Raw genomic sequence first — 14746 nt, 5'->3', positions numbered from 1 at the left:
TAGGCGCCATTGACAGGGTAGATAACAAAAATCTCAGCATTACAAAACCTCGGATCTTGGAATCGGCCTTTGAAACGCACCCGGCCTGGTTCCGAAGTCGAGCTTCAGCTTGTACAGCACGTGCTGCTCAATCCGGCATGATTGTGCCGAAATCAAGTCAAAACCGCCGAAAATCTGCTGAAATTGCGGCATTCATGAACAGCAGATGAGCATCTGATGAGCAGGCGATGAGCAACCAATTACCTGTCGGTTAAGCGCCTTTCCTGAGCATCCGGGCAGGTCTATCTCCAAAGCTGTGCAACGAGCTGCACTTCGATGAACCACACGGACCCAACTCAACGTTTCGATAAAGGCAGGAGAGGATTTCATGACTTCCAAAACCCTTCACGGTACATGTCGCTATCACCCCATCCCCGCATCCACGAAATGGGCGTTTACGACCAGACGCGTCAACAGAGCGGATCTTTTTGGTGTGACAACAGCATTCGAAACCGCAACCCCTGGCGATCTGATGCTTGGTCAGGTTACCGCTATCGGACAGCACAAGCGGATTCAGCTGTCCAGTGGGCGTTACTCCGAGAGCTATATCGGTGATATTGCGGTCATGGTTGTCGGCGATCGTTATGCACCCGACCAGTTTGAAGGCTTCGCCCAGATTGACGAGACCGGTGCCGATATGATCGCGGCGGGTGGCATTGTGGGCAAGGCTGTCGCATCTCATGGCATGATGGAGCGACCAACACGCCTCAAGCCGCTGGGCCTTCTGACCAACGAGAATGGCGATGTCATCAACATCAGTTCTTATGGTCTGATGCCACGCGAGATTCCTGATGATGTCTATGTTTTCGGTGTCTTCGGCACGTCTATGAATGCCGGGAAAACAACCACCGCAGCAAGTTTTGCCCACGGCTTGAAGCGCGCTGGTTATCAGGTCGCTGGCGTCAAGGCCACCGGTACCGGCGCATTTGGTGACTACAATGCGTTTCTTGATGCTGGTGTGCCAGCGCTCGACTTCACCGATGCAGGCATGCCGACGACTTACAAAATGCCAATGAAGCGGATTGAAGAAGGCTTCCGTACATTGGTAGGAGCTGCGGCTGACCGTGGCGCGCAAATGGTCGTGGTCGAAATTGCTGATGGCGTTTTCCAGAATGAGACAGCCTCCATTCTGAAAGGGTCGAGCATCATAGACCGGATGAATGCCGTTCTCTTTGCCGCTCCAGACGCCCTCAGCGCGGCAGGTGGTGTTGAGACGCTTCGCAAGCATGGTCTTACCCCGCTGGCTGTCTCAGGCACGGTAACAAACTCACCGCTGGCTCTTCGCGAAGCAGAAGCAGCAACCGGTGTTCCCTTTATGAGCAAGAATGACCTGAGAGATCCCCGCCTAGTCCGGGAGATGGTTGAATCCTGCCTGCCAGGGTCAACAGAAAGACTGGCAAGGGCTGCTTGACATGATACCCGCAATTCTGGACCAGGGCCGCAGCAAGGACGTAGCCCTGGTCACAGCGGCAAGCATTGGACAGGCCATTGGTGCCGGGCTTGCCGCGTTTGCAACACGAGACATTTTTGGAGCGCTGCAGAACAGTAGCCCGGCCCCCAAAACAGCGCTCGCTGTGCTGATGCTTGCCTGGCTGCTGATCGCCCTTTTGCGCATCGTCAACCGCACCATAGCGGAACGGCTCGGACAGGATTTTGCTGCATCACTGCGGCACGCGCTTTTCAGACACCTGAGCAATATGAACCAGTCCGACATAGCCGGACGCCGCATGGGTGCAATGGGACTGCGTTTCGTCGGCGATCTGTCAGCCGCCCGGTTATGGGTTGGACTCGGCCTGACGCAGCTCTATTCTGCAACAGTTGTTCTGCCCGGGGCCATCATAGCGCTGTACTGGCTGAACATCTCACTCGCGACTTCGGCTCTGTGGCCAATTCTGTTCACCGTTGTCGTGATGCTGGCTGTTGCACGGCAGATCGCGCCTTTACACAGTAATCTAAGGTCCAAGCGAGCAAGCATAGCCACATCAATGATGGAGCGGGTCGCGGTCGCAGCCAATCTCAACGTTCTGGGTCGCCTGCCCATGGAAACAACCCGGCTGGAAAAGGACAACAAGCAACTGAAGTCCGTTGCCGTTGCGCGGGCCCGAACAGTTGCGTGCTTACGTGCGGTACCCGAAATCGGGCTCGCCGTTGCCGGCATTTCAGTCATGGCTACCGCCTTCCTGGTGTCCGCGCCTGCCGCAGAGGTGGCCGGAGCACTTGCTGTCCTGAGTATTCTGTTTCTTCCTGTCAGAGACCTTGCGGGTGTCTGGGACAGACGGTGCGCCTGGATGATTGCACGGCAAAAATGCGAGATTGTTTTCGCAAAGCCATCCCACCCCCGAGGGGAGCGAGCACGCAGCGGGGCCGCCATTGTAAAGTTTGACCAGGTGACCTATCGGGGACTTAATCTCGATTTCTCGATCGATGCTGGCGAGAAGGTGCTGATCAGTGGCGGGCCCGGCTCGGGCAAATCAAGCATTCTCGGCCTTGCTATCGGACTTAATATTGCTGAAACCGGCACAGTGTCATTCGGTGACAGGACCTTGCGACCGGTCTCAGCAATCATTGGATCACAGGCACCAATTCTACAGGGAAGCCTGCGCAGGGCGCTCTGTCTTGGTGTGGAGCCACGACCATCAGACAACGAAATCCTGTCTGTTCTTGGCAAATATGGTCTGGAGGCGCTCGTCCAGCGGCTTGAAGGTCTGGACGGACGCGTGGGCGAAGCCGGACGGAACCTCAGCAGCAGTGAACGAACAGGTGTCCTGCTCGCCCGCGCAGAATTCACCAGACCCGAACTCATTGTTCTTGATGCAGCTGATATCGTGCTTGATCCAGCCACGGTCGAAGCTATCGGCAGACTTCTGGATTTAACTGAAGCAACCGTTCTGATTGCTTGCGACACCGGTCATTTCGACAGGTTTGCTGATCGGCATCTGCGCATTGAGCAGGGACAACTTATACCACATTTTTAATCTACTGTTCATGTTCAGAGCCTTCAGGACCGCAATGAGCAACCCTATATTGATGTTATGGAATTACGCGCCAAACTGACTGTCTGCATCGCCTCTCTCACCGGTATTGTTATATTCTGTACCAGCCTGCTGGTGTGGCATACCTACAGCACGTCATACAATGACAAGCGAACTGACCTGGCATACCGGGAACTGGCAGGCTACCTGCAGCTTTCAAGCCAGACCTTCAGAGCATTCAAGCAGATCCGACGCGATCTCATGTTTGATGAGAGAGAAATCTCCTTTGATCTGAACAAGCTGGAAAAATCCATCTTCTACACAGTCGGGCAGATTGAGACCGAGGCTACAGCCGAAGCCGAGGTGGGTCTGAGAGAGGATGAAGATGACGATGATGTTGAGCGTATCGACATTCTCTCTCAAGAGCTCAAGGCTGCATTCACGGATGTGCGTACGGCACTGGCCATGATAGCCAGTGGTCAGGAGGCAGAAGGCCGCGAGTTTCTGTCAACGAGCCTGAAACAGCGTGTTGATGGCACGATTGACAAGACTTTTCAGAGTGCAATAGCCGATGAAAAGAACGAAGTTGCCACTGCCCTGGCTGAAATAGAACAGATCAATCGCATTGAATTCTGGGTCGCCATAGGAGCCGCTACACTCGCCTTCCTGTTCGCCGGAATCGCGTTGTATGTGATTGCGTATCCTGTCAGCATCGGCTTCAGCCATCTGAAGAATGGGGCTCGTCTGTTCGCGTCAGGACGTCTGGACCATCGTATCCCTATAACGGGGAATGACGAACTGGCGACCCTGTCGAAACGATACAACACCATGGCGCAACAGCTTCAGGACCAAAGAGCCGAGCTTGAATATGCGAGAGCCTCACTGGAGCACCGGGTTACTGAAAGGACCGAACAGCTCCGCATTGCAAACGACAGGCTGAAACGGCGGGACAGCATGCGAACCCTCCTCTTCGCTGATATCGGCCATGAACTGCGCACTCCGATTACCGCCGTGCGCGGGGAAGCTGAAGTTGCGCTTCGGACGCGTAAAAATCAGCGCGATGCCTATCGTGCCGCACTGGAGCGTATCATAGCTGCGACTGACCAGCTGACCCGGTTTATCAACGACATCTTTCTGATTGCCCGTCAGGAAGCCGGTGTTCTTGACATGCGACAGAGCCGTCTGAATCTGAAGATTCCGATCAGATCTGCAATTGAGCAGACCCATGCATGCGCGGTTGAAAACATGGCTGCAATTTATACGAATCTGCCCGAATGTGAGGCTCAGATAAAGGGTGACGCACAGCGGATCTGCCAATTCATCCAGATACTGATTGGCAATTCCATTCATCACTCACCAGATCCGGTGAACATCACCGTCAGTCTTCAACAGGAGAAGGGAAACTGGTTGCTATCTGTTGAAGATGACGGACCCGGTATTTCCGCAGAGCAGACCGATCAGGTTTTTGAACGCTATTATCGAGGACCGACGCAGGGGGAAGGCAAAAGCGCTCATGGCACCGGCCTCGGCCTGCCCATAGCCAAATCCATCGTTGAAGCACATGGCGGCCGCATCTGGATCAGCAAACGCCAGACCACGGGAATGCGGGTGACAGCCGCCTTCCCCGCATTCACCGCAGATCCGGCTCACGCCCGGCATGCGAAGCATGAAGAGGAGGCTGCATGAACCTTCTGTTGGTAGAAGATGATCACCGGATCTCAGAGTTTCTGGCGCGTGGTCTGCGCAACGAGGGTCACAACGTTTCCGCCGTTGAGGATGGTGTGAGCGGTCTGGACCAGGCACGGAGAGGCTCGTGGACAGCCATTATCCTGGACGTCATGTTGCCGGGGATCGACGGGCGCGAAATCTGCCGCACATTACGTCTGGAGCAGAATAAAACACCAATCCTGATGCTGACCGCCCTCGACAGTACTGATGACGTCGTCACCGGCTTGCGCCTCGGAGCCGATGATTACATGAGCAAGCCTTTTGCATTTGATGAACTGCTGGCAAGGCTCGATACCATCACCCAGCGTGACAACATGGTCGTGCCACGGTCTACGCAGGTCAGCACATTGCAGGTCGATGACCTGTTCTTTGACCTTGAGGCTCTTGTCGTCAATCGGAATGGTCGTGAGATACAGCTGACATCACTGGAATACGCGCTTCTGGAATTTCTGATGACACAGGCCGGCAAGGTCGTCAGTCGCGCGCGCATTCTGCAAAATGTCTGGGGTATGCACGAGGATCCACTGACGAATGTCGTGGATGTCTATATCAAACGGCTACGCACAAAGATTGATGACGGCTCCAACACCAAGCTTATCGTCACGGTCCGTGGTCGAGGATACCGATTGGGTCAACGCAGATAGAGCCTTCTCCGGTCTTCGCCCGATTACTCTCAGACCTGCCGGCGTGTCTGGGACAGGGCACACAGCATTTCGTAGAGCAGATTTGCGCCAACAAGAGCCGTGTTGCCGCTCGGGTCATAAGGTGGTGAGACCTCGACCAGATCACAGCCAACCAGATTAAGCCCTGCACAGCCCCGCACGATCTCGAGCGCCTGCCAGATGGTCAGACCGCCGATTTCGACCGTACCAGTGCCTGGTGCGAAGGCTGGATCAAGAGAATCGATATCAAAACTCAGATAAACGGGGACATCGGGGCCGGTCTCAGATCGCACCTGTTCCATCAGCGGAGCCAGCGACTTGTGCCAGCACTCCTCCGCCTGAACCACCGTGAACCCCTGCTGGCGTGACCAGTTGAAATCATCCGGCGAGTAACCGGTTCCCCGCAAACCGATCTGCCAGGCCTTGTCGCAGATCAGAAGCCCCTCTTCCACAGCCCGACGGAACGGTGTTCCATGGGCGATCTTCTCCCCGAACATCTCATCATTGATATCCGCATGGGCATCCACATGGACAAGAGCCACAGGCCCGTATTTACGCTTCATGGCCTGCAGGATCGGATAGGTCAGCGTGTGGTCACCGCCAAGGGTCAGCGGTACACAGTCATGAGCGAGAATGCCGTCATAGAAGTCCGAAATAATGCGGACGCTGTCCTTCAGGTCAAATGTGTTGATCGGCACATCACCGATATCCGCCACCTGCAACTGTTCAAACGGCGCTGCTCCAGTGGCCATATTATAGGGGCGCAGCATGCAGGATTCAGCCCGGATCTGACGCGGACCATGGCGGGTACCGGAGCGGTTGGACGCCCCGATATCGAGTGGAATACCGCAGAAACAGGCATCCAGTCCTTCAGCAGTTTCCTGCGTTGGCAGGCGCATCATGGTGGCCGGACCACTGAACCGCGCCATGTCGTTGCCGCCCAGGGGCTGATTGAACTGCGATGTCATAACCGCCTCTCAGCTGAAACCTGTTTCAATGGTGAGCTACCGGACCACGTAGACCGAACAATTGGAATGCCGCACCACACGCGCCGCATTGGGGCCGAGCAGGAAATCACGGAAGTTGGGTTTGTGTGCGCCAATAACGATCAGCTCCGCACCATCCGCATCCGCAGTGCGCAGAATTTCCTCATAGGCATTGCCAGTGGCAACGATATGTCGGACTGAGGCAGCCTTATCCTTGCCCAGCACCCCCGCGACCAGTTCTTCAAGCGCCTTGCGGGTGCCATCCACCAGCTTTTCATGATGTTGCTCATCAAAATAGCCGCTGACAATGCTCATCCCGTAATCCGGAACAACGGTGATGACATCCAGTTGCGCCTGATCCATTTCGGCCAGCCGTGCGGCCTGTTCAAGCACGTTGGTGTCCTGGGTCTTGTTGCTGATATCAACAGCACAGAGAACAGTCTTGCTCATGCCGTGGCCTCTTCCTTTCTCATCCGTCCGCGCTGCAGCATGGCAATCAGGCCAAGCAACAGAAGTGCGGGCAGGAATATCAGTTCTTTCGGCAGTTGATCCGCAGCCGCCTTGGCCGATGCGATCCGGACAGGATCGTCACCATAGAAATCAAAACCGCTCATGGTTTCGGCAAAAGGTGTGCCGAACAGCGGCTCATCCATCTTCACCACATCACCCTCTTCGATCAGGGTCAGGCCGAAGGCTGTCAGCCGCTCATCCTGGCTGCCCGCTCCCTTGATATCGAGCACCAGAGTGGTTTCCTTGATCTGGCCCGTATCAAAATCCGGACCCGAGACCACCACGCGAATGGCATCCCCATCCGTTGCACCTCCCACGGCGCTCGCGAGCGCTGCCGGGGCGATATCAGTATAAGGCGGCTGAATGCGGTCCATAAAGAAGTCAGGCCGGAACAGGGCAAACGCCACCAGAACCAGTGCGACACTTTCATAGATACGCGACTTGGTCAGGAACCATCCCATGGTCCCGGCGGTGAACACCAATATGGCTATGGATGCCACCACAAAGACCAGAATGCCCTGGAACAGCGTCACATCAATCAACAGCAGATCGGTGTTGAAGATGAAGACAAACGGCAGAGCTACGGTTCTGAGACTATAGAAGAAAGCCGTAAAACCGGTACGGATGGCATCACCACCCGAAACAGCTGCCGCAGCGAACGATGCCAGCCCCACAGGTGGCGTCACATCCGCCATAATGCCGAAATAGAAGACGAACAGATGGACGGCAATGAGCGGCACAATCAGACCGGACTGCGCGCCCAGTTCCACCACAACACCGGCCATCAGCGAGCTGACCACGATATAGTTGGCAGTGGTCGGCAGGCCCATGCCAAGGATAAGGCTCAGAAGCCCGACCATGACCAGCATGAGGATAAGATTGCCGCCAGAGAGGAACTCGACCAGATCAGCCATCACCTGACCGACGCCGGTCAGTGTCACGGTACCGACGATCACACCGGCGGTCGCCGTTGCAAGGCCAATACCGATCATGTTCCGGGCACCGTCCACCAGACCGTTTTTCAGATCGACGATCCCCTGCTTTGTCGCGTCAGAAAGAGCTCCCGTCCCCCGGAACAGAGCTTTCAGAGGATGCTGGGTCAACAGAATGACAAACAGAAGTGCGGTTGCCCAGAAGGCGGACAGGCCAGGTGATTTCTGCTCGATCATCAGGAAGTAGACCAGCACGATGATCGGCAGCAGGAAGTAAAGACCCGCCTTATAGATCTCGCTCACCACCGGAAGCTCGACTTCCTTGGCGTTGGGATCATCCGGCTTCAGGTCTTCGGTCTGCGCAGCCAGATAGAGCAGCCCCACATAAGCGAGGAACAGCAGCAGCGCGAGGATCCAGCTTGCACTGTCCGGCACAAGCGCCGTAATCCACTGGATGGGGAATTTCACGCCGTAGCAAAGCCCGGCAAATCCGGCAAAGAACAGCGCCATACCGCCAATGGTCCGACCGGTGGAGACAACCCGGTTGCCGAGGGTCGGCATGTTGTTCTTCACCGCTTCCAGATGCACGATGTAAACCAGCGCGATATAGGAAATAGCCGCAGGCAGGAAGGCGTGAGTGATCACGTCCACATAGGAAATTCCCACATATTCCACCATCAGGAAGGCAGCAGCCCCCATGACAGGCGGCATGATCTGACCGTTGACGGAACTGGCCACCTCGACCGCGCCGCCCTTTTCAGCCGAGAAGCCGACGCGCTTCATCAGCGGGATGGTGAAGGTGCCGGTGGTCACCACATTGGCGATGGATGAGCCTGAGATCAGACCGGTTGCGGCAGAGCCGACAACAGCCGCCTTGGCCGGACCACCCTTCAGGTGCCCAAGCGCACCGAAGGCCATTTTGATGAAGTAGTTTCCAGCCCCCGCCTTATCCAGCAGAGCCCCAAACAGCACGAACAGGAAGACGAATTTGGTGGAAACCCCGAGCGCGATACCGAACACGCCCTCAGACGTGATCCACATATGGGACATGGCCTTCTTGAGAGATGCACCCTTCCACTGGATGACATCCGGCACCCATTCAGAGGAGCCGAAAAACACATAGCCGAGGAAGATCGTGGCAATAATGGCCATTGCCGGGCCAAGAGCCCGCCGGGCCGCTTCGAACAGCAGGATCAGGCCCAGAAGAGCGATCCACTTGTCTGTGTCATCCGCAAGGCCACCGGCATTGACGATCTTGTCGTAGAAAATAAATCCGTAGAGCGCGATGAAAGCACCGATAAACGCCATGGCCCAATCCTGTATGGGCACGAAATGGCGCGGTGAAGTCCGCAGAGCCGGATAAGCCATAAAGGCCAGGAACATGGCAAAGGCCAGATGGATCTGACGGGAATTGTTGATAACATCACCCGGCAGCACATAATTGGCAATCGGTGAGGCCAGCAGCACCTGAAACAGCGACCAGACCACCGCAATGGTTGCCAGAAGAAGGCCAACCGCGTGGGACGGGTTTCGCGCACCTGCATCTGTAGAAGCAACGAGGTCCTGAAGTTCCTCTTCGCTCATCCCGCTTTTCTGTTGATTTGACTCTGCCATCTGTCGCCCTTCCTGCCCGGATTACGTCTCAGATTGTTATTCTTGTGCCTCGGATTTTTCTGTCCTGTTCAGGAAAGAAATCAAAAGGGGCGGCTAGCACCGCCCCTCTCTTTTTGGTCAGCCGAATTACTTGATCCAGCCTTTTTCCTTGTAGTATTTCGCAGCACCCGGATGCAGCGGAGCAGACAGACCAGCGGTTGCCATTTCTTCCGGCTTCAGGTTGGCGAATGCAGGGTGAAGTTTCTTGAAGGCTTCGAAATCTTCAAAGACAGACTTGACCAGCGTGTAAACGGTTTTCTCGGAAACCTTTGCAGAGGTGACGAAGGTCGCGCCAACACCAAAGGTGTTCACGTCTGCATCGTTACCGCGATACATGCCGCCCGGAATCGTAGCAGAACGGTAGTAAGGATTGTCATCAATCAGCTTGTCGATGGCCGCACCGGATACGTTCACCAGGTTTGAGTCACAGGCTGTTGTGGCTTCCTGAATGGTGCCGGACGGATGACCAACGGTGAAGATCATGGCATCGATCTGGTTGTCGCAGAGTGCAGCAGACTGCTCAGCAGGCTTCAGCTCGGTTGCCAGAGCGAATGTGTCGGTTTTCCAGCCCACAGCATCCATCACCACTTCCATGGTGGCCCGCTGACCGGAACCCGGGTTGCCGATATTGACGCGCTTGCCTTTCAGGTCATCAAAGCTCTTGATGCCGGAATCCTTACGGGCCACAACAGTGAACGGCTCCGGATGCACGGAGAAAACAGCGCGCAGGTCTTCAAACTTGCCGGCATCGGCAAACTTGGATGTGCCGTGATAAGCGTGGAACTGCCAGTCAGACTGGGCCACACCGAACTCGAGCTCACCTTCACGAATGGTGTTGATGTTGTAGACAGAACCGCCTGTGGATTCCACAGAGCAGCGAATACCGTGATCTTTACGGCCTTTGTTTACCAGACGGCAGATCGCGCCACCGGTCGGATAATAAACGCCGGTTACACCGCCTGTACCGATGGTAACGAACTCGGCAGCAGAGACAGCGGACGCGGACATTGCAGCCAATGCAGCACCAGCCATCAGGCTTTTGAATGTGGACAACATGGTGTTTCTCCCTGGTTTGTTGTCTTCAAATTATTGGAACACTCACCTGCCGGATGCACCATCCAGCAGACGATTGTTTTCTTCGATTTCGGCAATACGTGCCCGGGCTTCCGGCCCGGACAGACCGACCAGCATGCCAATCATGGCTTCAATCAGAACCATGGTGGCCGCATAGGATGAAAAGAAATGCGGGCTCCCTGTGGGAACCACAAAACCGGCAGAGGCATATTTCAGCGCCGGACATGTATGGGTGTCGGAAATGACGACCACATAGGCCCCCTGTTCAAAGGCGCGTTGGGCCGCACTGATGGATCGGGCGGAAAACGGCGGCTTGGTAATCGTCAAAAGCGCATCCTGTTTTCCAAGGCCCGCGAGTGAACTTCCTATCGAGGTGCCCGGCGTCCCTGTCATCGTCCAGTTTCCGGTGCAGAAATTCGCAACATAGGAAAGATATTCCACAACGCACATGGAGCCCAACTCCCCAACGAGAAGGACCCGATTGGCAGCATGCAATTGTTCCACAGTGTGCGCAAGCAGTTCCTGATCAATATCCTGCTGTAATCTGTGGACATTTTCCATGCAGGCATGCACATGAGCATCGAAAAAGCCTCCTGTGCGACCTCCTCCGTGCTGTGCCTGCAACCGCTCTGCCCTGTCGGCAAAATTGTCAACCCGCCGTCCGATCTTGAGGCGGACGGACTCGCGAAGATCTTCGAAACTCTCATAGTCAAGGGCGCGGGCAAGGCGTGAAAAGGTGGCCGGAGCAAGCCCGCTTTCATGCGCGATAACCCTGAGGCTGCGGGTCGCCACGTCCACCGGGTGATCCACAATGAAATCCCCGGCTTCCTTGAGCTTCGTGCTCAGGGAATCGTAGCGCTCTGCCAGCGCCTGTTCGATGATACGCGTCAAGAAAGTCCTCCCAAACTTCGGCGCACTGTTTCATTTGTTTCATATATTGTCAACGTTTGATTTATTTGTTTCAATGCAGCAAATGACCGGAGCCTCTACATGTCCCATATTTTTCCTCGCCACACCAAAGCCGCCCCGCCTGTTGCCATGCGTGGTGACGGTGTCTATCTCATTGATAAATCTGGGAAACAGTACCTTGATGGTTCAGGCGGTGCCGCTGTCTCCTGCCTAGGGCATTCAGATGCGGATGTGATCGGTGCAATCCGCAATCAGATTGAAACACTTGCCTTTGCTCATACGGGTTTCTTTTCATCCGAACCGGCAGAGGCGCTTGCCGACAGGCTGATTGCCCATGCACCCGAGGGCATTGACCGGGTCTATTTTGTCTCAGGCGGCTCTGAGGCGGTTGAGTCCGCCCTTAAACTGGCCCGGCAATATTGTCTTGAAACGGGTCAGCCGGAACGCAGACGGTTTATCGCCCGCAGGCAGAGCTATCACGGCAATACGCTTGGCGCGCTCGGCACCGGCGGCAATGCCTGGCGGCGGGCACCCTTTGAACCGCTGATGGTCGAAACCTCCCATATTGCTCCGTGTTACGCTTATCGAGATCAGCGCCCTGATGAAACGCCTGAAACATATGGCCGCCGGGTGGCCGATGAGCTGGAGGCGGAACTTCTGCGTCTGGGTCCGGAGACGGTTATCGGCTTTGTGGCTGAGCCTGTGGTCGGCGCGACCCTGGGCGGCGTGCCCGCTGTCACCGGCTATTTCAAACGCATCAGGGAGATCTGCGATCAATACGGCATCCTGCTGATCCTTGATGAGGTGATGTGCGGGATGGGCCGGACCGGACGCCTGTTTGCGTCAGAACATGATGAGGTCAGACCCGATATTGTCACCATCGCCAAAGGTCTCGGAGCGGGTTATCAGCCCATCGGGGCCATGCTCTGTTCGGCTGACATCTATAAAGCGGTTGAAGGGGGGTCCGGCTTCTTTCAGCATGGACACACCTATATCGGCCATCCGACGGCCTGTGCTGCGGCAAATGCCGTTGTGACCAAACTGACCGACGGCGGTCTGGTCGAGCGCGCAGCTGCTGTCGGCGACAGGCTTCAGGATGCATTGCGGTCAGCTTTCGGTCAGCATCCTCATATCGGTGACATCAGAGGCCGGGGCATGTTTATCGGTCTAGAAGTGGTTCAGGACAGGGAGAGCAAGGCCCCCTTCCCCGCTGAAGACGCGAAAAACAAGGCCCTGAAGCGGGCAACATTCGAGGCAGGCCTTATCTGCTATCCAATGGGTGGAACCATTGACGGGAAAAACGGCGATCACATTCTGCTTGCCCCGCCATTCATTCTCGAGGACCGGCATATCGATGAGATGATCGATAAACTGTCCACTGCCTTTGAGGCTGTTTTCTGATGGCTCTCCCCCGCTTGATGGTTGCTCCCAATGGGGCAAGACGAACCAAGGCAGATCATCCAGCCCTGCCTCTGACCATTGCAGACTCTGTTGAAGCCGCAAAGGCCTGCCATAAGGCCGGGGCCGATGGTCTTCATCTGCATATTCGAGACAACAAAGGCGGGCACCTTCTGGATTCCGGGCTCTACCGTGAGGCTCTGGCCGAGCTGAATCTTGCTGTGCCGGATATGGCCATTCAGATCACCACGGAAGCCGTTGGGCTCTACAGCCCGCCGGAACAGCGCCAGGTTGCTCTCGAGACCGGAGCAGACCTCGTCTCTGTCTCCATCCGTGAAATGACCTCTGATGGTGACCATCAATCTGCCCGAACCTTCTACGCAGCCTGTGCCGAGCGCACTATTGCTGTGCAGCACATTCTCTACAGTGACACGGACATCAGGCTGCTCTCCGAAGTGTTGCCTTCAGAGCTGCTGACGGACGATACCCTGCAGCTCCTCTATGTGCTGGGTCGGTATACGCCGGGCCAGGTCAGCACACCGGATGATCTGGCACCCTTCCTGAAAGCAACAGAGACATTGGGCATCCGTCCTGACTGGGGTATCTGCGCGTTTGGTGTGGCCGAGACACCCTGTCTCCTGTACGCCGCCAGTCTCGGCGGCAAACTTCGGGTCGGGTTTGAAAACTCACTCTGGAATGCCGATGGATCCGTTGCCCGGGACAATGCAGAGCGGGTAAAAGAGGTCGTCAATGGTCTTTCAGGCCTTTAGAGTCCAAGGGTCAAGACTCATTGCTGACCCCTAAGCTCACAGGAGTGTGATAGGCGCGAGAAATCTAGGATTTGTGCGAAACAGCCGATTCGGGTTAAGCTCCCAAGATGTTACGGATTTTGCTCATGGTCAGCCTGATGGTCGTGCTCACTCTACAGAGTGTGCCGCGCGGTGCGCCTGACATTTCCGATCCTCCAAATACGACAACCGAAACAGTGGCCGCTGTGCTGCAAGACGCAGAGACCGGTGACTGCTGCAAGACAGAGGCTGTGGCTGATACAACGCCGTCGCTCTGCAAATCAGATTGCAAGGCCCTTCTGCCAACGGTTATCTTCGCAGATTATCACCCTGCCCGGATTTTCGATTTCGGCCAGTCTCTAAGCCTCATGGCCCTTGGCCCGCCGGTGGACCTGCCCCCTCCAATCTCCTGATCCTGTTGTGACATCCGGAGCCATCAGGCTCTTTGACGATATGGCAACTTTGGAGATTACCCGTGTTTACAAGACGTAATTTTCTGCTTGGGGGATTGGCTGCTCTGTTGGTACCGCAGTCTCATGAAGCCCTTGCGCACCATACCAAGAAGTTCAAGAAGACCTTCAAGCTGAACCCCGAATTCGCGCCCCAGACCGTATCCTACTCCACCAAGTATGATCCGGGCACAATTGTGGTCGATCCGCGCAACCACTTCCTCTACCTGATCGAGACACGTGGTCGGGCGCGCCGTTATGGTGTCGGGGTCGGACGCGCAGGCCTCGCATTCAGAGGTTCGGCGACCATCAAGCGCAAAGCCGAATGGCCCCGCTGGACGCCAACAAAGAACATGATCCGTCGTCAGCCGCGCAAATACGCCAAATATGCCAAAGGCGTTCCCGGCGGGATCAATAATCCGCTCGGTGCACGAGCCCTCTATCTGTTTAAGGGCGGACGTGACACCTTCTATCGCATTCATGGCACCACACAGCCGTCTTCAATCGGTCGGTCGGTGTCCAATGGCTGCATCCGGATGATCAATGACCATGTGATTGATCTCTACAATCGCGTTCCGCTTGGAACCCGTGTTGTGGTGCTGTGATCAACAGGTCGATGAATTCCTGATTTTTTGGATGTGACAAT

Annotated in this window: 13 protein-coding genes; 8 read left to right on the top strand and 5 right to left on the bottom strand. The window is 55.8% G+C overall.

Going from position 1 to position 14746, the window contains the following annotated elements; genetic code table 11:
- Positions 1-367: 367 nt before the first annotated feature.
- The 4 genes from RA157_RS13615 to RA157_RS13600 are packed head-to-tail and all read left to right on the top strand — an operon-like array spanning position 368 to position 5383.
- A complete protein-coding gene (locus RA157_RS13615) occupies positions 368-1450 on the top strand; it encodes a P-loop NTPase family protein (RefSeq protein WP_350333675.1) in 1083 nt (360 codons plus the stop codon).
- 1 nt (position 1451) lies between these two features.
- Positions 1452-3014, top strand: a complete 1563-nt coding sequence (locus RA157_RS13610) for an ATP-binding cassette domain-containing protein (protein WP_350333674.1) — start codon at positions 1452-1454, stop codon at positions 3012-3014.
- A gap of 57 nt (positions 3015-3071) precedes the next feature.
- Entirely contained in the window at positions 3072-4697 is a 1626-nt protein-coding gene (locus RA157_RS13605; protein ID WP_350333673.1) for a sensor histidine kinase, read from the top strand.
- On the top strand, positions 4694-5383 hold the full coding sequence (locus tag RA157_RS13600) for a response regulator transcription factor (protein WP_350333672.1): 690 nt from the start codon (positions 4694-4696) through the stop codon (positions 5381-5383). Before RA157_RS13605 ends, RA157_RS13600 begins: the two co-directional genes overlap by 4 nt.
- Before the next feature lie 29 nt (positions 5384-5412).
- On the opposite strand, the gene speB is transcribed toward RA157_RS13600, so the two are convergent.
- The 5 genes from speB to RA157_RS13575 form a co-directional block, all read right to left on the bottom strand.
- A complete protein-coding gene (speB, locus tag RA157_RS13595; protein ID WP_350333671.1) occupies positions 5413-6369 on the bottom strand; it encodes an agmatinase in 957 nt (318 codons plus the stop codon).
- Between the two features lie 36 nt (positions 6370-6405).
- Positions 6406-6837: a universal stress protein gene (locus tag RA157_RS13590; protein ID WP_350333670.1), complete on the bottom strand. Its 432-nt coding sequence runs from the start codon at positions 6835-6837 to the stop codon at positions 6406-6408.
- Positions 6834-9443, bottom strand: a complete 2610-nt coding sequence (locus RA157_RS13585) for a TRAP transporter permease (protein ID WP_350333669.1) — start codon at positions 9441-9443, stop codon at positions 6834-6836. Before RA157_RS13585 ends, RA157_RS13590 begins: the two co-directional genes overlap by 4 nt.
- 126 nt (positions 9444-9569) lie before the next feature.
- Positions 9570-10535: a TAXI family TRAP transporter solute-binding subunit gene (locus RA157_RS13580; RefSeq protein WP_434058506.1), complete on the bottom strand. Its 966-nt coding sequence runs from the start codon at positions 10533-10535 to the stop codon at positions 9570-9572.
- A 45-nt stretch (positions 10536-10580) separates the two neighbouring features.
- Positions 10581-11447, bottom strand: a complete 867-nt coding sequence (locus RA157_RS13575; RefSeq protein ID WP_350333668.1) for a MurR/RpiR family transcriptional regulator — start codon at positions 11445-11447, stop codon at positions 10581-10583.
- A gap of 99 nt (positions 11448-11546) precedes the next feature.
- On the opposite strand from RA157_RS13575, the gene RA157_RS13570 reads away from it, so the two are divergent.
- From RA157_RS13570 to RA157_RS13555, 4 genes are all read left to right on the top strand, one after another.
- Positions 11547-12866: an aspartate aminotransferase family protein gene (locus RA157_RS13570; protein ID WP_350333667.1), complete on the top strand. Its 1320-nt coding sequence runs from the start codon at positions 11547-11549 to the stop codon at positions 12864-12866.
- Positions 12866-13633: a beta-keto acid cleavage family enzyme gene (locus RA157_RS13565; RefSeq protein WP_350333666.1), complete on the top strand. Its 768-nt coding sequence runs from the start codon at positions 12866-12868 to the stop codon at positions 13631-13633. The genes RA157_RS13570 and RA157_RS13565 overlap by 1 nt, the downstream gene beginning before the upstream one ends.
- Before the next feature lie 125 nt (positions 13634-13758).
- Positions 13759-14064 (top strand): hypothetical protein, encoded by a 306-nt coding sequence (locus RA157_RS13560; protein WP_350333665.1) that lies wholly within the window; start codon positions 13759-13761, stop codon positions 14062-14064.
- Between the two features lie 62 nt (positions 14065-14126).
- The gene (locus tag RA157_RS13555; protein WP_434058444.1) at positions 14127-14705 is read left to right on the top strand and encodes a L,D-transpeptidase; all 579 of its coding nucleotides are present in this window, start codon (positions 14127-14129) and stop codon (positions 14703-14705) included.
- The last annotated feature ends 41 nt before the right edge of the window (positions 14706-14746 follow it).

Origin of the sequence: Coralliovum pocilloporae, from assembly GCF_030845175.1 — a bacterium.
GTDB classification, from domain to species: Bacteria; Pseudomonadota; Alphaproteobacteria; order Rhizobiales; family Cohaesibacteraceae; genus Coralliovum; species Coralliovum pocilloporae.
The sequence above is the reverse complement of the archived record's forward strand: the minus strand, read 5'-3'. Positions and strand labels throughout refer to the sequence as shown.

Coding starts and splice junctions, on each gene's coding strand:
- speB (WP_350333671.1), bottom strand. CDS start 6,369: ATGACATCGCAGTTCAATCAGCCCCTGGGCGGCAACGACATGGCGCGG.
- RA157_RS13610 (WP_350333674.1), top strand. CDS start 1,452: ATGATACCCGCAATTCTGGACCAGGGCCGCAGCAAGGACGTAGCCCTG.
- RA157_RS13590 (WP_350333670.1), bottom strand. CDS start 6,837: ATGAGCAAGACTGTTCTCTGTGCTGTTGATATCAGCAACAAGACCCAG.
- RA157_RS13600 (WP_350333672.1), top strand. CDS start 4,694: ATGAACCTTCTGTTGGTAGAAGATGATCACCGGATCTCAGAGTTTCTG.
- RA157_RS13570 (WP_350333667.1), top strand. CDS start 11,547: ATGTCCCATATTTTTCCTCGCCACACCAAAGCCGCCCCGCCTGTTGCC.
- RA157_RS13565 (WP_350333666.1), top strand. CDS start 12,866: ATGGCTCTCCCCCGCTTGATGGTTGCTCCCAATGGGGCAAGACGAACC.
- RA157_RS13560 (WP_350333665.1), top strand. CDS start 13,759: ATGGTCAGCCTGATGGTCGTGCTCACTCTACAGAGTGTGCCGCGCGGT.
- RA157_RS13605 (WP_350333673.1), top strand. CDS start 3,072: ATGGAATTACGCGCCAAACTGACTGTCTGCATCGCCTCTCTCACCGGT.
- RA157_RS13615 (WP_350333675.1), top strand. CDS start 368: ATGACTTCCAAAACCCTTCACGGTACATGTCGCTATCACCCCATCCCC.
- RA157_RS13585 (WP_350333669.1), bottom strand. CDS start 9,443: ATGGCAGAGTCAAATCAACAGAAAAGCGGGATGAGCGAAGAGGAACTT.